This window comes from Pseudomonas aylmerensis (assembly GCF_001702265.1).
GTDB classification, from domain to species: domain Bacteria; phylum Pseudomonadota; class Gammaproteobacteria; order Pseudomonadales; family Pseudomonadaceae; genus Aquipseudomonas; species Aquipseudomonas aylmerensis.
In genome coordinates this window covers 44,818-66,541 of record NZ_MAUE01000028.1, presented here as the reverse complement: position 1 = coordinate 66,541, position 21,724 = coordinate 44,818, and the positions used below count along the sequence as shown (strand labels likewise).

At 64.2% G+C, this 21,724-nt stretch carries 17 protein-coding genes; 5 read left to right on the top strand and 12 right to left on the bottom strand.

The window, feature by feature from the left end; genetic code table 11:
• Positions 1-85: 85 nt before the first annotated feature.
• On the bottom strand, positions 86-2,023 hold the full coding sequence (locus tag BBG20_RS19895; RefSeq protein ID WP_065906285.1) for a bifunctional 5-dehydro-2-deoxygluconokinase/5-dehydro-2-deoxyphosphogluconate aldolase: 1,938 nt from the start codon (positions 2,021-2,023) through the stop codon (positions 86-88).
• 284 nt (positions 2,024-2,307) lie between these two features.
• Here BBG20_RS19895 and BBG20_RS19890 point away from each other — a divergent pair, with 284 nt between their 5' ends.
• Positions 2,308-3,216: a MurR/RpiR family transcriptional regulator gene (locus tag BBG20_RS19890; protein WP_065906283.1), complete on the top strand. Its 909-nt coding sequence runs from the start codon at positions 2,308-2,310 to the stop codon at positions 3,214-3,216.
• Positions 3,217-3,458: 242 nt separating this feature from the next.
• Here the strand turns inward: BBG20_RS19890 and BBG20_RS19885 are convergent, their stop codons facing one another.
• The 5 genes from BBG20_RS19885 to pdxR form a co-directional block, all read right to left on the bottom strand.
• Entirely contained in the window at positions 3,459-6,563 is a 3,105-nt protein-coding gene (locus tag BBG20_RS19885) for an efflux RND transporter permease subunit (protein ID WP_065906281.1), read from the bottom strand.
• Positions 6,560-7,774 carry an efflux RND transporter periplasmic adaptor subunit gene (locus BBG20_RS19880; protein ID WP_065906276.1) on the bottom strand — a complete coding sequence of 405 codons (1,215 nt, stop codon included), beginning with the start codon at positions 7,772-7,774 and terminating at the stop codon, positions 6,560-6,562. Before BBG20_RS19880 ends, BBG20_RS19885 begins: the two co-directional genes overlap by 4 nt.
• Positions 7,767-8,996 carry a TolC family protein gene (locus tag BBG20_RS19875; RefSeq protein ID WP_065906274.1) on the bottom strand — a complete coding sequence of 410 codons (1,230 nt, stop codon included), beginning with the start codon at positions 8,994-8,996 and terminating at the stop codon, positions 7,767-7,769. Before BBG20_RS19875 ends, BBG20_RS19880 begins: the two co-directional genes overlap by 8 nt.
• Positions 8,997-9,092: 96 nt before the next feature.
• Entirely contained in the window at positions 9,093-9,431 is a 339-nt protein-coding gene (locus tag BBG20_RS19870; protein ID WP_065906272.1) for a hypothetical protein, read from the bottom strand.
• Positions 9,432-9,457: 26 nt separating this feature from the next.
• Complete coding sequence (gene pdxR / locus BBG20_RS19865; RefSeq protein WP_065906270.1) at positions 9,458-10,879, bottom strand: MocR-like pyridoxine biosynthesis transcription factor PdxR; 1,422 nt, start codon at positions 10,877-10,879, stop codon at positions 9,458-9,460.
• A 92-nt stretch (positions 10,880-10,971) separates the two neighbouring features.
• On the opposite strand from pdxR, the gene BBG20_RS19860 reads away from it, so the two are divergent.
• Complete coding sequence (locus BBG20_RS19860; RefSeq protein WP_065906268.1) at positions 10,972-12,201, top strand: multidrug effflux MFS transporter; 1,230 nt, start codon at positions 10,972-10,974, stop codon at positions 12,199-12,201.
• Positions 12,202-12,354: 153 nt separating this feature from the next.
• Here BBG20_RS19860 and BBG20_RS19855 read toward each other — a convergent pair whose 3' ends face one another.
• On the bottom strand, positions 12,355-13,260 hold the full coding sequence (locus BBG20_RS19855; protein WP_065906266.1) for a hypothetical protein: 906 nt from the start codon (positions 13,258-13,260) through the stop codon (positions 12,355-12,357).
• Positions 13,261-13,697: 437 nt separating this feature from the next.
• Here BBG20_RS19855 and BBG20_RS19850 point away from each other — a divergent pair, with 437 nt between their 5' ends.
• Positions 13,698-14,381: a response regulator transcription factor gene (locus BBG20_RS19850; RefSeq protein ID WP_003219726.1), complete on the top strand. Its 684-nt coding sequence runs from the start codon at positions 13,698-13,700 to the stop codon at positions 14,379-14,381.
• Entirely contained in the window at positions 14,359-15,753 is a 1,395-nt protein-coding gene (locus BBG20_RS19845; RefSeq protein WP_065906264.1) for a sensor histidine kinase, read from the top strand. The genes BBG20_RS19850 and BBG20_RS19845 overlap by 23 nt, the downstream gene beginning before the upstream one ends.
• Positions 15,754-15,892: 139 nt before the next feature.
• On the opposite strand, the gene BBG20_RS19840 is transcribed toward BBG20_RS19845, so the two are convergent.
• From BBG20_RS19840 to BBG20_RS19830, 3 genes are read right to left on the bottom strand one after another with little or no spacing between them, the layout of a single operon-like run.
• Positions 15,893-16,309 (bottom strand): SRPBCC family protein, encoded by a 417-nt coding sequence (locus tag BBG20_RS19840; RefSeq protein ID WP_065906262.1) that lies wholly within the window; start codon positions 16,307-16,309, stop codon positions 15,893-15,895.
• Positions 16,310-16,335: 26 nt separating this feature from the next.
• A complete protein-coding gene (locus tag BBG20_RS19835) occupies positions 16,336-17,133 on the bottom strand; it encodes an SDR family NAD(P)-dependent oxidoreductase (protein ID WP_065906261.1) in 798 nt (265 codons plus the stop codon).
• 15 nt (positions 17,134-17,148) lie between these two features.
• On the bottom strand, positions 17,149-18,153 hold the full coding sequence (locus tag BBG20_RS19830) for an aldo/keto reductase (RefSeq protein ID WP_065906260.1): 1,005 nt from the start codon (positions 18,151-18,153) through the stop codon (positions 17,149-17,151).
• Between the two features lie 113 nt (positions 18,154-18,266).
• Between BBG20_RS19830 and BBG20_RS19825 the strand changes: the two genes are divergently transcribed.
• Complete coding sequence (locus tag BBG20_RS19825; protein WP_065906259.1) at positions 18,267-19,163, top strand: LysR substrate-binding domain-containing protein; 897 nt, start codon at positions 18,267-18,269, stop codon at positions 19,161-19,163.
• 169 nt (positions 19,164-19,332) lie between these two features.
• Here BBG20_RS19825 and BBG20_RS19820 read toward each other — a convergent pair whose 3' ends face one another.
• Both BBG20_RS19820 and BBG20_RS19815 read right to left on the bottom strand, forming a co-directional pair.
• Positions 19,333-20,625 (bottom strand): NAD(P)/FAD-dependent oxidoreductase, encoded by a 1,293-nt coding sequence (locus BBG20_RS19820; protein WP_065906258.1) that lies wholly within the window; start codon positions 20,623-20,625, stop codon positions 19,333-19,335.
• Positions 20,622-21,710, bottom strand: a complete 1,089-nt coding sequence (locus BBG20_RS19815) for a polyamine ABC transporter substrate-binding protein (RefSeq protein WP_065906256.1) — start codon at positions 21,708-21,710, stop codon at positions 20,622-20,624. Before BBG20_RS19815 ends, BBG20_RS19820 begins: the two co-directional genes overlap by 4 nt.
• Between the last annotated feature and the right edge of the window lie 14 nt (positions 21,711-21,724).

Below are 21,724 nucleotides of genomic sequence, written 5' to 3'. Positions count from 1 at the left end.
CTCGGGCCTTCAAATACACCGAGGTGATGCCTTCGCAGGCCAGCCAGCCCCCACACTGGACTGCATTTCAAATGGGCGGCTGGGTTCAGCCCCTGGCACTGCGCCAGGCGTTGATCAGTTGTTCGAAGGTGGCCTGCACTTGTTGGATCAGCGTTTCATCGTCGATCTCCCCCGCCATCCACGCGCGGCTTGGCTCCTGGAAGATCGTGCGACCCACGGCGAAACCCCGGCAGGTGGTGCTGTGGCTGGCTTGCTGGAAGCCATCGGCGAGAAACTCGGCCGAAGCGTTCAGGCCCAGCAGCACCACACCACGGCAGTACGGGTCGCGCTCCTGGATCAGTTCGTCGAGCTTTTTCCAGGTCGCGGCCGACTGCGCCTCGATCTTCCACCACGCCGGGTAGATCCCCAGGTTGTACAGGCGCTTGAGGCTGCGGTAGAGCACATCCGGGTACGTGGACGGGTGATCCTTGGGCGGGATGACTTCCAGCAGCAGTTCATGCCCACTGACCAGCGAAGCCTCGTACACCGCCTTGAGTTGCGCCTCCTGTTCCAGGCGCAGCAGCGGCTCGTCGTCGGGGTGGAATTGCACCAGGCACTTGATGATCTGTTCCTGCGGCCAGGCAATCAGGTTGCTGCCGACCGAACGGCCATGCTCGAACGCCAGCGGGCGCGAGTTCTGCACTTCCACCGGGCGTGCAATCCACCAGCCCCGGCCGCTGGCGGCGTTGAGCGCGTCCTGGCCGAAACGCTGGTCGGCCAGCAGGCCCACATCGGCCTCGATACCTTGCTCGGCAAGCTTGTGTTCCACGCGTTCAATGGCCTGGATAAACAGCTGCTTGATGTCACTGATCCGGCTCGGGTCCTGGCCACCGCGTTGCGCCAGGTCCACCAGTTGCCAGCGGTGGTCGAAGGCAAACACGAACAGCTGCTTCCAGGTCTTGCGCGGCACGCTGACACGGTGCAGGCGTTGCAGGGTCACGTCCTGGTCCGGGCGGGTAATCGGCACCGGGCTGTTGAACAGGTATTCCAGCTCCGCCGGGGTCGGCATTGCCGGGGCGCAGGCGTGCCGGGACACCACCAGGCCACCGCAGGCATTGGCCAACTGGCTGCAGCGTTCATCGCTGGCATCCTTCAGCCAACCGCTGAGGAAGCCGGACATAAAGGCATCGCCGGCGCCGAGCACGTTGAGCACTTCAACGCGCACGCCGGGATAAATCTCACCGTCCTCCAGGCGCGCGGGGATGGCACCGTGGATCACCGTGCAACCCTGCGGACCGAGCTTGACCACCAGGGTCGCCGGGGTCAGTTCACGTACGGTACGCAATGCCGTGAGCAGGTCTTCACTGCCGCCGGCGATGAGGAATTCTTCTTCGGTGCCGACGATCAGGTCAAAACGCGGCAGGATTTTCTGCACGTGCTGGCTGACATTCTGGTCGGCGACAAACCGGGTCTCGCCATCGGCCTTGCCCGCCAGGCCCCACAGCACCGGGCGGTAGTCGATATCCAGCACGCGCTTGACGTTGTGCTTGGCCGCGTAGTCGAGGGCCTGGATGCTGGCCTTGTAGACGCCGTCGGTGGAGAAATGCGTACCGGTAATCAGCAGGGCCTTGCTGGAGGCGATAAAGGCTTCGTTGATGTCTTCGGCACGCAACGCCATGTCGGCGCAATTTTCGCGGTAGAACACCAGGGGGAAGGTTTCGCGGTCCTTGAGGCCGAGCAGCACCAGGGCGGTGAGGCGCTCCGGGTCGACCTTGATGCCGCTGACATCGCAGCCCTCGCGGGCCAGGGATTCCACCAGGAAGCGGCCCATGTGGTCGTCCCCGACCCGGCTCAGCATCGCTGACTTGAGCCCAAGCCTGGCAGTGCCGAAGGCGATGTTGGCGGAGGAACCGCCGAGGTATTTGGCAAAGCTGGACACGTCCTCAAGCCGTGCACCGACTTGCTGTGCATAGAGGTCGACGCCCAGGCGCCCGAGGCAAATCAGATCCAATTGACGCCCACTGGCAAAACGAGTCTGGCCCATGCTGGCTCCTGTTATTTTTATCAGCCTGCGTTGTGCCGCCGTGGCGACGGCAAACGCTCTTGGTGGGAGCAGACTAGAACGTCCGGCGACTGCAATCAATATTTATTCCATAATTATTTTTAGTGGAATATTTTTTCCAATACGCCAGCATAGGGGCACGCCAGCCCCCGTGCATCGTTTCAGCAAGCCACCGGGGCCGTGATGCCGGGGTATTTTTTTGCGCCTACCCTGTAGACTTGCGCCACCCATCAGCGCATCAGAAGAACACGCCAGAAGGATTGCCCATGTCCCGCACCGATCCCGAGACCACCCTGGAAGGAACCATCGCCAGCCCTCCGATCAATGCCGAACGCCTGTTGCAGCTGATCACCGACGAATACGAAAGCCTGCCGCGCCAGCTCAAGCGCATCGCCAGCTACATGAGCCAGCAGAGCGACCGGATCATGGTCGACCGCATCAGTGATATCGCCCGTGAATGCGAAGTGCATCCGTCGGCCATCGTGCGGTTTTCCCAGCGTTTCGGCTTCAGCGGGTTCAGTGAAATGCAGGCGCTGTTTCGCGAGGCCTACACCCACAAGACCACGCCGGTGCAGAACTACCAGCAGCGCATCCGCAGCATGATCGCCAACAAGTCGCAGAAGGCCAGCGGCGGCGACCTGGCGCGTGAATGCGTGAATGCCACGCTGTCGGGCATCGAGCGCCTGGGTCTGGAGCTGGATGACACGGCCTTCGAGAAAGCCGTGGACCTGGTGGTCAACGCCGACAATATCTACGTGGTTGGCGTGCGCCGCTCCTTCGCGGTCGCCGACTACCTGGTCTACAACCTGCAGCACACCAACAAGCGCATCCACTTGATCTCCGGGCTGGGCGGCAGTTACCGCGAGCAGATGCGCAGCGTGCGCGCCAATGACCTGGTGATTGCGATCAGCTTCACGCCCTACGGCAAAGAGACCCAGCACTGCCTGCGCATTGCCCAGCATCACCAGGCCAAGACCCTGATCATCACCGACAGCAACCTGTCGCCGCTGGCCAAGCGAGCGAACGCGGTACTGTTGGTGAATGAGGGGTCGTCGTTTGCGTTCCGCTCGTTGAGCGCCACCTTGTGCCTGTGCCAGGCCTTGTTTATTGCGGTGGCGTACCGGTTGGAATTGAAGGTCGATGAGATCCACGAACAGGTCGGGTTTGATGACTGATCCCAACGGCACGGGGATTGTGCTGGAAACCGGGCTTGTCGTGGTGAGTGGGCCTGTTGTGGCGAGCGGGCTTGCCCCGCGTTGGGCTGCGTAGCAGCCCCAAAACGGATCACCAAGATATAACCTGGCACACCGCATTCTGCTTGATAAGGGCTGCTACGCAGCCCAACGCGGGGCAAGCCCGCTCGCCACAAAACCGATTCCCACAACCGGCCAGCGCTCCACAGCCATAGTGGGTGTGCTTATCGCTGATTTCGGCGCATCAGGCGGTACGCCGCAGGAATGACAAACAGCGAGAGCAACGGCGCAGTGAGCATGCCGCCGATCATCGGCGCGGCGATGCGGCTCATGACTTCGCTGCCGGTGCCGCCGCCGAGCAGAATCGGCAATAGCCCGGCGATGATGACCGCCACAGTCATGGCCTTGGGGCGCACGCGCATGACCGCGCCTTCGGTGATCGCGGCCAGCAGGTCATGGTCCTGGCGCTCGGCCCAGGCGTTTTTCAGGTACAGCAGCATGATCACGCCAAACTCCGCCGACACCCCCGCCAATGCGATAAACCCCACCCCGGTAGCCACCGAGAGGTTGTAGCCCAGCGCATACAGCAACCATACGCCGCCGGTCAGCGCGAAGGGCAAGGTGGCGATGATCAGGAGCGCCTCGTCGATCCGCCGGAACGTCAGGTACAGCAACACGAAGATGATCAGCAGCGTAGCCGGCACCACCAGTTTCAGGCGTTGGTTGGCGCGCTCGAGGAATTCGAACTGCCCCGAGTAGCTCAGGCTCATCCCCGGCTGCAGTTGCACCTGCTGGTCGATTGCCGCACGCAGGTCCTTGACCACCGACGCCAGGTCGCGGTCACGCACGTCGATGTAGACCCAGCCCGAAGGCCGCGCGTTCTCGCTCTTTAGCATCGGCGGGCCATCGTTCACCTTGACCTGCGCGACAGTGCCGAGCGTGATCTGGCTGCCCAACGGCGTGTAGATCGGCAGGTTGCGCAGCGCCTCCAGCGAGTCACGCCATGCCTTCGGATAGCGCAGGCTGATCGGGAAGCGCGCCAGGCCTTCCACGGTTTCGCCGACGGTCTCGCCGCCCACCGCGCCGGACACGATCGCCTGCACATCCGCAATATTCAGCCCATATTGCGCAGCGGCCACGCGGTCGATGTCCACGTCGATATAACGCCCGCCGGTCAAGCGCTCAGCCAGTGCCGAACTGACGCCGGGCAGCGTTTTCGCGACCTTCTCCACCGCCTGGGTCACCGCATCGATCTGCATCAGGCTGGTGCCCGCGACCTTGACGCCAATCGGGCTTTTGACCCCGGTGGCGAGCATGTCGATGCGGTTGCGGATCGGCGCAATCCAGATATTGGTCAGCCCCGGCACTTGCACCACGCGGTCCAGCTCCTTGACCAGTGCGTCCGGGGTCATGCCGGCGCGCCATTGATCCCTGGGCTTGAACTCGATGGTGGTCTCGAACATCTCCAGGGGTGCCGGGTCGGTGGCGGTTTCGGCACGTCCGGCCTTGCCGAACACATGGGCGACCTCAGGCACACTCTTGATCAGGCGGTCGGTGCGTTGCAGCAGCTCGCCAGCGGTTTGCGTCGACAACCCCGGCAAGGCCGAGGGCATGTAGAGCAGGTCGCCTTCGTCCAGCGGCGGCAGGAATTCGCCGCCAAGCCTCGACAGCGGCCACAACGCACTGGCCACCACCAGCAAGGCCACCAGCAGGGTCAGGCGCGGCCGGTGCAGCACTGCATCGAGGGCCGGTTGGTAGAGCTTGATCAGCCCGCGATTGAGCGGGTTGCGCTGTTCATCGGGAATGCGCCCGCGAATCCAGTAGCCCATCAGCACCGGGATCAAGGTCACCGACAACCCGGCCGCCGCCGCCATGGCGTAGGTCTTGGTGTAGGCCAGCGGGCCGAACAGGCGACCTTCCTGGGCTTGCAGGGTGAACACCGGGATAAACGACAACGTGATGATCAGCAGGCAGAAAAACAGCGCCGGCCCGACCTCCACGGCGGCCTCGGTCATGACCTGCCAATGCTCCTCGCCCTTGAGCACCCGTCCGGGATGGGCGTGGTGCCAGGCCTCGATCTTCTTGTGGGCGTTCTCGATCATCACCACCGCCGCATCCACCATCGCACCAATGGCAATCGCAATGCCGCCCAGGGACATGATGTTGGCGTTGATTCCCTGCACCTGCATGACGATAAAAGCGATCAATACCCCCACCGGCAACGAGATGATCGCCACCAGCGACGAGCGCAGGTGCCAGAGGAATATCCCGCACACCAGCGCCACCACCAGGAACTCCTCCAGCAGCTTGTGGCTGAGGTTGTCCACGGCGCGGTCGATCAATTTGCTGCGGTCGTACGTGGTGACGATCTCCACGCCGGGCGGCAGGCTGCTTTTCAGTTGCTCCAGCTTGGTCTTGACGGGGGCGATGGCTTCGCGAGCATTCTTGCCGCTGCGCAGGATCACCACGCCGCCCACCGCTTCGCCCTCGCCGTCCAGTTCACTGACGCCGCGGCGCAGGTCCGGACCGAGTTGAATGCTCGCCACGTCGCCAAGGGTCACCGGTACGTTGTCGGTGGCCAGGCGCAACGGAATCGCGCGAAAATCCGCCAGGCTTTTCAGGTAGCCGGAGGCGCGCACCATGTATTCGGACTCGCCCATGTTCAGCACCGAGCCGCCGGTTTCCTGGTTGGCCTTGCCGATCGCCTCCGTGACCTGTGCCTGGGTGATGCCGCGATTGGCCAGGGCCAACGGGTCGAGCTGCACCTGGTATTGCTTGACCTGGCCGCCGATGGTTGCGACTTCCGCCACATTGGGCAGGGTCTTGAGTTCGAACTTGAGGAACCAGTCCTGCAGCGCGCGCAGTTGTGCCAGGTCGTGCCGACCGCTGCGATCCACCAGCGCGTACTGGTAGATCCACCCCACGCCGGTGGCGTCCGGGCCCAACGCGGGCTTGGCCGACGCCGGCAAGCGTGCCTGCAATTGGCTGAGGTATTCCAGCACCCGCGAACGCGCCCAGTACAGGTCGGTGCCTTCGTCAAACAACACATACACGTAGCTGTCGCCGAAAAACGAAAAGCCGCGCACGGTCCTTGCACCCGGCACCGAAAGCATCGTCGTGGTCATCGGGTAGGTGACCTGGTTTTCGACGATCTGCGGCGCCTGGCCCGGGTACGGCGTGCGGATGATCACCTGCACATCCGAGAGGTCCGGCAGTGCATCCACCGGCGTGTTCTGCACCGCCCACAGGCCCCACGCGGTAACAAACAGCGTGGCGAGCAGGACCAGGAAACGGTTGGCCACGGACCAGCGAATCAACCGCGCGATCATGGCTGCCTCCCCGGTTGCAGGCTCATGTCAGAAGGGCCGGACGAGGGGGCGCTTATCCCGCGCAAGCTGGCCTCGGAATCCAGCAGGAATTGGCCGGAAGCGACCACCTGCTGGCCTTCCTGCAATCCGCTGATGATGACGCTCTGGTCCTGGCTTTCTGTGCCGACCTCGACCTCGACCGGTCGATAGTGCCCGCCCTCCTCGGCCAGCATCACCAACACGCGCTTGCCGGTGCGGATCAGCGCCTCGCTCGGCACGCGCAATACCGATTGTGTGGAAGATTGCGCCAGGCGCACCTGCGCGGTCATGCCTGGGCGCAAGGCGCCGTCGGGGTTGCGCAGCTCGACGCGCACCTGCACGGTACGGCTGTCTGCGGCGGTGGCTGGCAGGATCGCGCTGACGCTGCCGTTGAAGGTCTTGCCCGGCCACCCGACAAATCGACTCTGCACGGTCTGTCCCACCGCCACTCCCGCCGCCTGGGCCTGCGGCACCGCGACTTGCAGCCAGACCGGGTCCACGCCGTTGATGCGTGCCAGGGTCTGCCCGGCCGCGACCGTCATGCCTTCGCGCACGTCCAGGGTCTGCAACGCACCGGCCAACGGGCTGGTGATGGTCAACACCGATTGCACCCGGCCGCTGCGTTCCATGCGCGTGATCACGTCGGCGGGCATGCCGCTCAGGCGCAGGCGCTGGCGCGCAGCGGCCAACCAGCTGGCATCACCGCTGCGGCGCACGGCCAGGAACTCCTCCTGGGCAGCCACCCATTCGGGGATCAGCAGATCCGCCAACGGCGCGCCGGCCTGGAGCACATCACCCGGCGCGCGGGCGTAAACGCGCTCGACAAAACCCGCCGCACGCGCCTGCACCACGGCCACGTCACGCTCGTTGAACGCGAGGATGGCGGACAGCTCCAGCGTCGGCGTGAGCACGTCCCGGCTCACCGTCGCCAGGCGCACACCGAGGTTCTGTGCCACCTGCGGATCGATCTGCACGGCATGGTTGTCGGCGGTGCTCTCGGCATAGCGCGGCACCAGTTGCATGTCCATGAAGGGCGACTTGCCGGGCTTGTCGAATTTCTGCTGCGGGTACATCGGGTCATACCAGTACAGCGCGGCTTTATCCGGCAGGGCGGCGGCAGGTTTCTGCGCCAGCCAATAGCCCGCCCCCACGCCTGCGGCCAGCAGCACCACAGCGAGCAATCGATTAATCATTGGCGGGTTCCCCATAGGCAAAATACAACTGCGCACCCACCAGGGCACGCTGTTCGATGACATCAATCTGCTTGAAACGCGCGTCGACCAGTTCGCGACGGGCACTGACCAGCGCCATCAACTCGGTCTTGCCGGCGCGATAGCCGGCCAGGCTCAAGGCGACCTTTTCCTCGGCCAGCGGCACCAGGCTGTCCTGGCTACGCTGCACGGCGCGGTCGAGGCGCTGATAGGTGGCCAGGTCGTCGTCGAGCACCTGGGTGTGTTCGCGGGTGGCGGCTTCGCGTTCGGCATCCAGTTGGTCCAGCTCGGCCTGCCGGGCGGCAATCCCGGGGTTTTGCCGGCGGCCGGGGAAAATCGGCAGGTCGAAGCTCAATTGCAGGCTGACCATGTCGCCGTACTCGCGACCGCGATGCTGGTAATCCACCTCCCAACTCCAGTCCGAGGTCTTTTGCGCCTTGGCTTCGCGCAGCCGTGCCTCGGCCTCGCGGGTGCGCGGCGCAAAGGCTTGCAGTTCGGGGTGCTGGTGCAGGTTGTAGGGATGGGCGAGTGGCCAATTCGGCCATTGCCCGCTGGGGGCTTCGCTCGCCGCCGCACCGATCCAGCGCTTGAGGGCGGCGCGGGCCTGGGCGCGCTGTTCGGTCAACGCGTCCTCGCGCTCGGCCAGTTCAGCCGCTTCCTGGCGCGGGATGACAGCATCCGAGGGCTGGCCACGGCCGCCGGCCAACTGGGCGCGGACGCTGTCCTGCAGCAGACGATTCTGTCGGTAGAAGTCCTGGAACAAGGCGTCCTTGCGCTCCACCGCATAAGCGCGAATCCACGCCTGGGCAGTGGCCTGGCGCACATTGAGGCGCTCGACGCGCCCTTCGGCCGCCGTGCGCGCCACGGTCGCGTCGGCCAGTTCGACCCGCGCCTTGCGCTTGTCACGGCTGGGCACCTGTTGCTGGATACCGACCATTTGCTCGGTCATGTCATCGCCATACAACGTGCCGCGATCGGGCCCGCCGATGGGGAAGTTTTGCAGGCCTACGACGAGTTTCGGGTCGGGCAATTCACCGGCCGGAATCGCCGCCTGCGTCGCCGCCTGCAGCTTGGCCGACTCGGCCGCGAGCGACGGCGCAGTGGTTTGCGCCAGGCGCAGGGCGTCATCCAGGGTCAGCGCGGACGCCAGCAGCGGCCACGCCAGCACGCCCACCGCCAGGGCGCGCATGTAGAGGGAATTCATGCTGAAGATTCCTGTTCTGTTCCACTGCGCGCCGGGTTATGCGGCGCACAGCAAGGCCATCCCGAAGGCGGGATGAGACTTCAGGTGCAACAGGAATCAGTAGCGGGGTGGGCGCCAGACGCCGGACGGCGTGCGGTCGGGGATAAAGTCCGAGGTAGTGCTGAAAAGCTGCGCCGACGCCAGGGTCACAGGCGCCTTGAGCAGCGGCACCGACAGTTGCAACAGGCCGCCGGTCTTGCATTCCTGGCCGGGCTTGCAGGCCTTGCCATGATCCACGCCGTCCTGGCAGCAGTCAGGGGTCATGTCGGTCATCATCGGCATGTCCGCCATCTTCATCGGGCAAGGCTCGGTGCTCGACGGCACGCCCGCCATCCCGGTCAGGGGAAGCGTGAGGCTTAACAGCAGGACCAGGATCAAACGCAGAAGGCGGCTCATGGGGCGCGAGTCTAGCCAAGCGGGCGTTAAGCCGCCATTAACAATTTCGCCAACGCGCGACCATGGAAGCGGATCTGCGCGAGGGTCAACGCGGTGTAGCCGATGATCACCGCCGGCGGCAGGCGCGCGTCCCGGCAGAACGTGCCCAGGGGCTGCAAGGTCAGGCCGACAGCGGCGGCACGGGTGCAGAAATCTGGCTCTTCGACCCCCGCCGGCAACCACAGTACAAAGTGCAGGCCCGCCTGCTGGCCGCTGACCCTGAACTGCCCGCCCAGGCATTCCAACAGCGCATCGCGCCGCGCCTGGTAAGCCTGGCGCGACGCCCGCAGGTGACGCACGAACGCGCCGCTGCCGAGGAACTCCACCAACCCCGACTGATCACCCGCCCCCACCGAATGCCCGGTGAGTTGCAGCGTGCGCAGCAGCGCTGGACGCAGCGCCTTGGGCACCACCATGAAGCCCACGCGCAGGCCGGGGAACAGGTTCTTGTTGAAGCTGCCGCAGTAGATCACCCGGTCGCTGGAGTCCAGGGACTTGAGCGCGGCCAGCGGCGCGGCGTTGTAGTTGTACTCGCTGTCGTAATCGTCTTCGACCACCCACGCCTCGGCACGGGCGGCCCAGTCCAGCAGCGCCAGGCGGCGCGACACCGACAGGGTCATGCCCAGCGGGGCCTGGTGCGCCGGGGTCACATAGGCCAGGCGCGCCGTGTCGGGGAGTTGGTCGGTGTCCAGGCCTTCGGCGGTCACCGGCACCGCGTGGATATGCGCACCTGCCAGGCTGAACAGGCGGCGCGCCGGCGGGTAGCCAGGGTCCTCGACACAGGCGGTGTCACCGGATTTGAGCAGCGTGCGGGCGATCAGGTCGAGCGCATGGCGAATGCCGGTGGTGACGATCACCTCGTCGGCCTCGCACTGCAGGCCACGGTAGCTGCGCAGGTAATCGGCGATCTGCGCGCGCAGCTGCGGCAGGCCCGCAGGGTGCGCGGCCTCAAGCACGCCGGGGCCCACAGACAGCAGCCCACGGGAAATACAGCGGGCCCAGGTTTTCAGATCGAACAGGCTCGCGTCCGGTCGCCGCGCGACAAAAGGCACGTGGCTCTGCACGCCAGCGTCCGGCTGATCCGGCACCACGGCGCGACGCGGCGCCTGCGCCACCGTCGGCGCGGCCATGAATTGTTCGGGGATCACCGCGCAGACCCGCGTGCCGGAGCCGGCCACCCGCTGCACATAGCCTTCGCTGTGCAGGCGCTCGAATGCCGCTTCCAGGGTGCCACGCGATACCTGCCAGCGCTCCGCCAGGCTGCGCGTGGACGGCAAGCGACCGCCTGCCGGCAACTGCCGATTGAGGATCGCACCCCGCAACGCCGCGTAGGCACCTTGTTGCTTGCTGGCATCGAGGCCATCGGGACGGGGCAGGTCCAGGGCGGAAGCAGCTTTTCCTCGGCTCATAGTGGTCCACTCTTTCCAGGCATAAATGGCCCACAGGATTAAACCACAAAGCCGCTAGAGTTCGGGCTCTACTCATTGCAAAGAAGCGTGCCATGACCCAACGCGCCCTCTCCTTCAGGTTCTGGCTGGTGCTGCTCACCATGCTGATCGGCCTGCCCCGCATCACCCTCGACATGCACCTGCCGGCCCTGCCCGCCATGGCCGACTATTTCCACACCCGCGACAGCCAGCTGCAGCTGATCCTCACCCTGTACACCCTTGGCTCGGCGATTTCCCTGCTGGTCAGCGGTCCGCTGACGGATCGCTTCGGCCGCCGCCCGGTGTTGCTGGCGGGCTTGTTCACGTACGTGGTCGCCACCGTCGCGTGTGCGCTGGCCGACAGCCTCGGCGTGCTGATCATTGCCCGGTTGTTCCAGGCCCTGGGCGGGTGCTGCACCACGGTCATTGGCCGGGTGATCGTGCGCGACTACTTCGACCGCCATGAACAGGCGCGGCTGCTGGGCCTGATCTCCATAGCCATGGCCGTCTCGCCAATGGCCGCGCCGGTGCTGGGCAGCCTGCTGTTGCCGCTGGTGAATTGGCGCGGGCTATTCGTGCTGCTCGGCCTCATCGGCGCGGTGCTGTACCTGGTGGTGTATCGCCGCCTGCCCGAAACCCGTCCGCCGGAGGTGGCCGCCGCGCCGCCGAGCAACCTGCTGCGGATTTATGCCCAACTGCTGCGCGATCGCTACTTCCTGCGCTATTCCCTGGCGATCGGCTGCGTGTACAGCACCTATTTCCCCTTCATCAGCGAGTCGTCGGCGCTGCTGCAGCGTGGTTTTCACCTGACGGCGACCGCCTATGCGCTGGTGTTCGCCGCCACCATCAGTGGCTACATGCTCGGTGCCAACCTGTTCCGTCGGCTGGTGCAGCGATTCGAACCGGATCGCCTGATCAACGCGGCGATTGCCCTGAATGTGCTGGGCAGCCTGCTGCTCGCACTCGCCACCCTGGCGTTGCCGCAGCAATGGCTGGCGATTGTGCTGCCGATGGTGGTGATCATGGTGTCGGTGGGGATGGTGATTCCGGCGTGCCAGCTGTCGGTGCTGCAGCCCTACGGCGCAATCGCCGGGACGGCGTCTGGCCTGTTCTTCTTTACCCAGATGTTCCTGACGGCGCTGAGCAGCTGGGTTACCGGCCTGCTGTCCAACGGCACCTCGCGGCCCCTGGTGATCATGACCGCGCTGGCGAGCGGCTTGCTGCTGACCAGTTGGCTGGCCCTGCGCACAAACAAACGTGGGAGCGGGCTTGCCGGCGAAAACGTTGTGTCAGTCAACTCATGAGTCACTGACACCGCGCATTCGCCAACAAGCCCGCTCCCACGTATTTACCGATTAAGACGGCAATCAGTGCATAAAGATCGCGATCAGGATGATCACCGGAATAGGCACACCGAGGAACCAAAGCAGTAATGAGCGCATGTTGTTCTCCTTGAATTAACGAACGAAGTGTTCAGTTTCGACATACACCACCGCATCCCGGCGACGACCGCCGAAGGTTGCAGCGAAGCTGGCGAAAAACGCACCGATCAGCAGGGCCACGAACATCCACAGGGACGTCCAGGCAGCAACTTTGGCGGCGGTATCAGCGGCTTGCTTGGCTTTGAGCTTGGCGTCTTCGAGGGCTTTACGGGCGTCACCGTAGACCTTGTCGATACGCGCCTCGGCGTCAGCCTGGCTGAGGTTGGTGCGCTGGCTGATCAACTGGGCCAGGTAGGCACGGTCTTCAGGGGCCAGTTGGCCGTCGTTGCTCAGGGTGCGGGCAAAGATGCGCGCAACCACGCCGTGGACCGCGTCATCACTGACGGCGGCTGGGCGGTCGTCCCGGAACAGGCTGTCGACGTAGTAGCCGAAGTCCTGGCCGTTGGCACCTTTGGCCGCACTGCCGGCGGCCTGGGTGACACCGCTGGCAGCACCGGACGCCACGCTGGCACCTGCTTGCACGCCACCGCTGACCACGCTGCTGACCGAGCCGACCACCAGGGTCGCGGTAATCAACGTGGCCACGGCCCAGGCCAGGAAGCCATGGGCGGTGTCGCGAAAATACACCTCATCGCCGTGCATATTGGCCCATTTCACGCGCAACCGGCCGGCGATGTAACCGCCCAGGCCGGAGGCGACGATCTGGGTAAACGCCAGCCAGATAATGGTGGAAATGCCAAGCCCCTTGGCGCTGATGCCGCTATCGGCCCACGGCGACACCGCCGAAAAGCCCAGGCCGAAACCCAGCAGTACCAGAATCAGTGACAGTGCAGCCGCGGCTGCGGCCCCGGCAAAAATCGCCCCCCAGGAAACCCCGGAGAGCGCGCTCGACTCTTGCAGCGTGGATGAGGATGTGATCATTGTTGTTTTGCTCCCGGCAGGAAAAATAGTGTTACAACTCTCAAAAGGGACAGTGCAGGCAGCGTGCCAGTCGCTCGAAAATTTAAAATCCTTATATTTCAACAAGTTAACTAAATTGAACTAATTTGAACCATGCAACTTGCAAGAAATGACCGAACAAGGCGGGCGTTATGCAATCCCAGGCTGAACACTCACCTGTAGGCGCCGGCGTGTCGGCGATAGCGCGATTCCCGGCGCCCAAAGCGCTGACGGACACACCCCTATCGCCAGCAAGACGGCGCCAGCGGGATCGCGTGCCAAGTGATGAAATTTTTGTCAGTTTTGCCAACATGACGTTTTATTTAGGAAGCGTTCAGCCATTTATTGGCAAAATGCTCCCACTTCTGTACGCGCCGGCTTGCCGGCGATTGCGGTTTTCCTGTGTGAAAGGTAATCCCATGACCCGTATTTTGACCATCGAGGATGACGCCGTAACGGCCCGCGAGATCGTCGCCGAGCTGAGTAGCCATGGACTGGACGTAGATTGGGTGGACAACGGCCGCGAAGGCCTGGTCCGTGCCGTGAGCGGTGATTACGATCTGATCACCCTCGACCGCATGCTGCCCGAACTCGATGGCCTGGCCATCGTCACCACCCTGCGCACCATCGGCGTCTCCACGCCGATCCTGATGATCAGCGCCCTCTCCGACGTCGACGAGCGCGTGCGCGGCCTGCGCGCCGGCGGCGATGACTACCTGACCAAGCCTTTCGCCTCGGATGAAATGGCCGCCCGCGTCGAAGTGCTGCTGCGGCGTAAAAGCACGGTCAAGGAATTCGAGACCGCCCTGCGCGTGGCCGACCTGGAACTCAACCTGATCAGCCGCGAAGCCAGCCGTGCCGAACAGCCGCTGAGCCTGCTGCCGACCGAATACAAACTGCTCGAATTCCTGATGCGCAACACCGGGCAGATCCTGTCGCGGATGATGATCTTCGAGGAAGTCTGGGGGTATCACTTCGACCCGGGCACCAACCTGATCGATGTGCACATCGGTCGCCTGCGCAAGAAAATCGATCCACCGGGCCTCACGCCGCTGATCCGCACGGTACGAGGTTCCGGTTATGTCATTGCTGAACCCCTCTAAGGGCTGGCGTTCCTCCAGCAGCCGCCTGCTGGCGCTGTACAGCTCGTTGTTCGTGGCCTGGAGCTGCATCCTCATGGGGGTGCTGTACTACGAAGTGTCGGGTTACCTGGGTGATCTGTCGCGCCATTCGCTGATGCAGCGCCAACATTTGTTCCAGCGTTTCGACGGCGAGGAACTGGTGGAAGCCCTGACCACCAGCATGACCTTCGACATGAAGGGCGTGGACGCCTACGGCCTGTTCGACGAGCAGTTTCGCCCCTTGAGCGGGCCGATCCGCGCGATTCCTCCCGACTTGCCGCTGGACGGCAAGATCCACGCGCTGGCCAACTGCGTCGATTCCGACGACCCCAAACTGCCCAAGGACAGCTGCGACGCCGTGGCCACCCACACCGACGACGGCCGCTGGCTGGTGCTGGTGCGGGCCAACGGCTCGTTGTTTGGCGTGACACGGATCATCTGGCACGCGCTGTTGTGGGCGCTGTCGCTGACGATCATTCCCGGCGCCGCTGGCTGGCATTTGCTGCGCCGCCGCCCGTTGCGCCGGATCCGTGGGATCCAGGCCAGCGCCGAAGCCATCGTCGCCGGCGACCTCACTCACCGCCTGCCGCTGTCCAACCGGCGTGACGAACTGGACATGCTCGCGGCCATCGTCAACGCCATGCTCGACCGCATCGAGAAGCTGATGAACGAGGTCAAGGGCGTGTGCGACAACATCGCCCACGACTTGCGCACGCCGCTGACCCGCCTGCGGGCGCAGCTCTACCGCATCCGCCAGGAAGCGGAGGCCGACTCGCACTACGCGGTAAAACTCGACGATGCAATTACCGAGACCGACACCCTGATGGCACGCTTTCGCGGGCTGCTGCGGATCTCGGAATTGGAGGACCATCAGCGCCGCTCAGGCTTCCTGGTGATGGACCCGCTGCCACTGCTGCGCGAACTGCATGACTTCTACCTGCCCCTGGCGGAAGAAGGCGAGTTGCAGCTGCGCCTTGAAGTCCCCGAGTCCTTGCCGTGGATCACCGGCGACCGCGCACTGTTGTTCGAAGCGTTGGCCAACCTGCTGAGCAACTCGATCAAGTTCTCCCCACCGGGTGGCGAGGTGATCCTGCGGGGTCTCAACGATGCCGGCAGCACGCGCATCGAAGTCCACGACTCCGGCCCGGGCATCCCGGCCGCCGAACGTGATGCGGTGTTCCAGCGCTTCTACCGCGTGGATGAAGGCGACCAGCAAGGCGGGTTTGGCTTGGGCTTGTCGATTGTCGCGGCGATCATCAACCTGCACGGGTTCAAGCTCGAAGTCGGCAGCAGCGAGCAAGGTGGCGCCCGCCTGATTCTCGAGTGCCGCCAGCAACTGATGCCGGAAGCCTGAGGTCTCCCCCGGGTCAATAAATGTGGGAGCGGGCTTGCTCGCGAAAGCGGTCTGTCAGTCACCAACAGTATCGGCTGATCCACCGCATTCGCGAGCAAGCCCGCTCCCACATTGGAATGGTGTTGCCTGGCTGATCGAGTCAGGCCGGGAAATTGGCCCGCAGCGCCTCAAGCCCGCCGCTGTACACCCCGGCAAACAACTCTTCCACCGCCGCGTCCGTGGTTCCCGCCGCCGGCGTGAACACGCCGGACCAGGTCACTTTCGCCGACGATTCGCCAAGGGCCTCGACCTGCAAGGTCGCGAGGTAAGCACTCACCGGAAACGGCGATTGCTCAATGGTGTAGCTGTAAGTGCGCCCGACGTTATCGAAGGCCTGCAGGCGCTCGACCACCACGCCGCCGTCGGCAGTCTGCAGGTGCCGCACGCGGCCGCCATCGCTGGGCTCGCTCTTGACGATGAACGGCAGCCAGTCCGGCAGGCTGTTGAAGCCGCCCACCAATTGCCAGACCTGATCGGCCGACACCGGAATTTCAATCACAGAAGACGCTGTTGCCACGATAAATACTCCAGAAGGTAAAAAATTCAGATCGCCATGCTATCGACGACACCACCATCGACCCGCAACGCGGCACCGGTGGTCGCGGAGGACAGGGGTGAAGCAATGTACGCCACCAGGTTCGCCACTTCATCCACATTCGCTGCGCGCTGGATGATCGAGGTGGGTCGCGCGTTTCGCACAAACACATCGGCCTCGTCCCGTGCGCTGCGCCCGGACTTCGCGGTGGCGTCCTTGAGCATCTGCTCCAGGCCGTCGGTGAAAGTCGGGCCCGGCAGCACCGCGTTGACGGTCACCCCAGTGCCGGCCAGGCGCTTGGCCAAGCCATGGGACACGGCCAGGTTGGCGCTCTTGGTCACGCCGTAGTTGATCATGTCCGCCGGCGTTGCCACCCCGGATTCCGAGGACAGGAAAATCACCCGCCCCCAGGCCTGCTCGACCATGCCTGGCACGTAGTGCCGCGCCAGGCGCACACCGGAGATCACGTTGACCTCGTAGAAGCGTGTCCATTCGCTGTCCGGCGCTTCGAAGAAATCCACATCGTTGAAGATGCCCAGGTTGTTGACCAGGATGTCGGCACGCGGTTCGGCGGCGAACAGTGTGTCGGCGCCCTCAACGGTGCCCAGGTCCGCCACCAGCCCGCGCAGGTTGGCGCCGGGCACCGCCTGGCGAATGCTCGCCAGTGCGTCATCGACCTTGCCCGCTTCGCGCCCGATCACCACCACGGTGGCGCCGGACGCTGCCAGGGCCTGGCTGATACCCAGGCCGATGCCTGCCGTGCTGCCGCTGACGATGGCTACTTTGCCGCTTACATCAATCTTCATGCTTGAATCCTCGTATTAGAGCGGCAGTGGTGCGCGGTCCGAGACCAAGTGGGCATCGCGCAGGGCCTGCCAGAAGGCTGCCGGAATCTTCTCTGACAACGCCGCGACGTCTTCGGCAATCCGCCCCGGACGACTGGCACCCGGAATGACCGCCGCCACGGCAGGATGCGCCAGGGAGAACTGCAGCGCCGCCGCCTTCACACTCACGCCAAAGGCCTGGGCAATCGCCTTGATCTGCTCGACCTTGTGGATGATCGCCGGGCTCGCTGGCTGGTATTCGAAGTGCGCGCCCCCGGCGAGGATCCCCGAGCTGTACGGGCCACCGACGACGATTTCGACCTGCTGCGCCAGGGCGGCGTCCATCAAGCGCTGCAGGGCGCGGTCGTGGTCCAGCAAGGTGTAGCGGCCGGCCAGCAGGAAACCGTCGGGTTGGGCTTCGGCAAGGTCCAGGGTCAGCTCGCAGGGCTCGACGCGATTCACGCCCAGGCCCCAGGCCTTGATCACGCCCTCTTCACGCAGGCGGGTCAGCACCTTGAAGGCGCCGGTACGGGCCTGGTTGAAGTAGTCCAGCCACTGGTCGCCGTAGAAGTCCTGGGCGATGTCGTGAATCCAGACGATATCCAGGCGATCGGTCTGCAGGCGGTTCAGGCTGTCTTCGATGGAGCGCAAGGTGGCATCGGCGCTGTAGTCGTTGACCATCTTGTTCGGGCGACCGTGTTCGAACACGCCGCTTTTTTCACCGAGATCACGCGCGCTTTCTTCGACTTCGTCGAGGATCAGGCGGCCGACCTTGGTGCTGAGCACGAAGTCGTCGCGACGGTATTGCGACAGGGCCTGGCCGAGGCGGATTTCCGACAGGCCCGAACCGTAGAACGGCGCGGTATCGAAGTAGCGCACGCCCTGGTTCCAGGCGGCCTCGACAGTGGCCTGGGCTTCTTCCTCAGGGATGGCGCGGAACATGTTGCCCAGCGGGGCCGTGCCAAAGCCCAGTTGGCCGGGCAATTTGTCTTTCAAGCTCATGGTGGATCCTCAATCGGGTTCAGGGTCGCTGTGACCGTTGAGCAGATCGTAGATTGCCTAGATCGGACCGTCCAAGACATACTGCGACCAACTTGAGTCCCAAGAGGTCTTACATGATTGATCTACGCCAGTTGCGCTACTTCGAAGTGGTCGCTGAAGAAGAACACGTCGGCCGCGCCGCCGAGCGCCTGCATATCTCGCAGTCGCCGTTGAGCCGGCAGATTGCCCAGCTCGAAGAACGCCTGGGCCTGACCCTGTTCGAGCGCAGCCAGCAACGCATCCGCCTGACCCGCGACGGGCAGACTTTTCTCGCCGAGACCAAGGCCCTGCTGACCCACGCCAATCGCCTCGAATCCCTGGGCAAGCGCCTCGGCCGTGGTGAAGAAGGTGGCCTGTGCATCGGCTACATCGAGAACGCCATGCACGCCGGCGTGCTGCCGAATGCCTTGCGCATCCTGCGCGACGACCGGCCCACCGTGCACATCAAGCTGTACAACCTGCCCTCCCTCGAACAACTCGAAGGCCTGCGCCAGCGCAGCCTGGACATCGCCCTGGTGGCGGAACCACCGGCCGCCGATGACCCGGACCTGACTGCCCTGCAAGTGCTGGACGACCCGATGCTCCTGGCCCTGCCCGAGCATCACCCGCTGGCCAGGCAGACTGAACTGCTGCCCGAGCACCTGGCCGATCAGGAGTGGATTGGCGTGCAGCGCAAACCCGGCGCCAACCCCGCCGATGACTTTGTCGCCGCCTGCATCCGCGCCGGTTTCACCCCGCAGATTCCCATGGAAGCCAGCGAGCCGTTCACCGCCTTGGGCCTGGTCGCCTCCGGCTTGGGGGTGGCGATGGTGCAAAAAGGCCTGAGCCGCAATGCACCGCCGGGCGTGGTGCTGCGCGAACTGCCCTGGCTGACCTACACCACGCCACTGTGGGCGGCGTGGCACCGGATCAACCTGCGCCCGCTGGTGGAAACGTTCCGCAAGGTACTCACCGAACCCACGGGCGAATAGGACTCCAACCGTCAACACCTTCAGCCACGACGCCAATCCTGAGCCCTGCATACATCCAAAATGTGGGAGCGGGCTTGCTCGCGAAGGCGTTGGTCCAGCCAATACATGCGGTGACTGACAGACCGTATTCGCGAGCAAGCCCGCTCCCACATTTGGAGGGCGGCGTCGGCTAGATCCATTCCTTCAGGCGATACCACAGCATCCCCAACGCCAGCAGTGGCGAACGCAAGGCCTTGCCGCCGGGGAAGGTCATGTGCGGCACCTGGCTGAAGATATCCAGCCCCTTGCTGTGGCCGGCGTGGATACCTTCGGCCAGCAGCCGTGCGCACCAGTGAGTGACGTTGAGCCCATGCCCGGAATAGCCCTGGGCATAGAACACATTCGGGTACTGCTGCAAGCGCCCGACCTGGGGAAAACGATTGGCCGTGATGCCGATCTTGCCGCCCCACTGGAACTCGATGGCCGTGTTGGCCAGTTGCGGGAATACCTTGAGCATTTTCGGCTGCATATAGGCGGCAATGTCCGCTGGATCGCGTCCGGAGTAGTGACAGGCGCCGCCGAACAGCAGGCGGCGGTCGGCGGACAACCGGTAGTAATCCAGGCCGACTTTCTGGTCGCACAGCGCCAGGTTGTGCGGGATCAACTGGTTGGCCATCTCCTCCGACAACGGCTCGGTGGCGATGATGTAGCTGCCCGCCGGCAGCACCTTGCCGCTCAGGCGCGGCTCCAATTCGTCCAGGTGCGCATTGCACGCCAGCACCAGGTTGGCGGCGCGCACGGTGCCGCCGGCACAGCGCACCTGCACCGTGTCGCCGTGGAGCAGTTCCAGCACTTCAGTGTGCTCGAAAATCCGCACGCCGAGGGACTCGGCCACATGCGCCTCGCCCAGCACCAGGTTCAACGGGTGCAAATGCCCGGAGCCCATGTCCACCAGGCCCCCGGCATACAGCGTTGAGCCGACCACTTGCTGAATATCCCCAGGGCCGACCAGGCGCGTTTCATGGGTATATCCCAGCGCTGCCAGGTGCGCCTGCTCGCCCTTGAACGCGGCGAACTGTGCCGGCGTATTCGCCAACTCACAAAAGCCCCAGCGCAGGTCGCAGTCGATGCCGTGCGCGCGAATCCGCTCGCCCACCAACGCCACCGACTCGATGCCCGCGCGCTCCAGGTAACGCACGCCCTCCTCGCCCACGTACTTGGCAAACCCCGAGACGTCATGACCAATCCCGCGAATCAACTGCCCGCCGTTACGCCCGCTGGCGCCCCAGCCAATGCGCCGGGCCTCCAGCAGGATCACCGAGAGCCCGCGCTGGGCCAACTCGATGGCGGTGTTGACGCCGGTGAAACCGCCGCCGATCACACACACATCGGCCGTCAGGTCGGCGCCCAGCGACGGGCGCGCCGGCATGGCGTTGGCCGAGGCGCGGTAGTAGGAACGGGCGTGGTCACTGGATGGGATCATTTATTGGTCTTCACTTTGCTCCAGGCGCGGGTCATCAGGCGCATGGTCGCCGGGGTCGGCGTGGTGGATATGTAGAGTTTGTCGAGCACTTCCTGGGACGGGTACACCTCAGGGTTGTTCACCAGTTCCGGGTCCATGAACGCCTTGGCCGCGGGGTTGGCGTTGGCATAGCCGACCGAGGCACTGACTTTGGCGATCACTTCGGGGTCGAGCAGATAGTTGATGAAGGCATGGGCTTCCTTCGGGTTGCTGGCATCGGCGGGAATCGCCAGCAGGTCGAACCACAGGTTGGAACCTTCCTTGGGAATCGAGTAGGCAATGTTCACGCCGTTCTTGGCTTCCTTGGCGCGGTTGGCGGCCTGGAAGACGTCGCCGGAGTAACCGAAGGCCACGCAGATATCGCCGTTGGCCAGATCCGAGATGTACTTGGAGGAATGGAAGTAGGTGATGTAGGGACGCAGCGTCAGCAGCTTGGCTTCAGCTTCCTGATAGTCCTTGGGATTCTCGCTGCGTGGGTCCTTGCCCATGTAGTTGAGGATCGCCGGGAACAGCTCATCTGCCGAGTCGAGGAACGCCACGCCGCACTGGTTGAGCTTCTTGATGTTCTCTGGCTCGAACAGCACCGCCCACGAATCGATATGGTCGATGCCCAGCACTTGCTTGACCTTGTCGACGTTGTAGCCGATGCCATTGGTGCCCCACAGGTACGGCACCGAGTGCGCATTGCCCGGGTCGTTTTTCTCCAGCAGCTTGAGCAGCTTGGGGTCGAGGTTCTTGAAGTTGGGCAGCTGCGCACGGTCGAGCTTGAGGAACGCGCCGGCCTTCACCTGGCGTGCCAGGAAGTGGTTGGACGGCACCACCACGTCATAGCCGGTGCGCCCCGCGAGCAACTTGCCCTCCAGGGTTTCGTTGGAGTCGAACACGTCGTAGATCACCTTGATCCCGGTCTTGGCCTGGAAATCGGCCAAGGTGGTCTCGCCGATGTAGTCGGTCCAGTTGTAGACGCTCACTGTCGGCGCGGCCTGGCTGGCACTGCTGAACGCGGCCACCAGGGCCAGCGGGAGAAGCTTTTTCACGAGACGCATATCGACACCCCTTT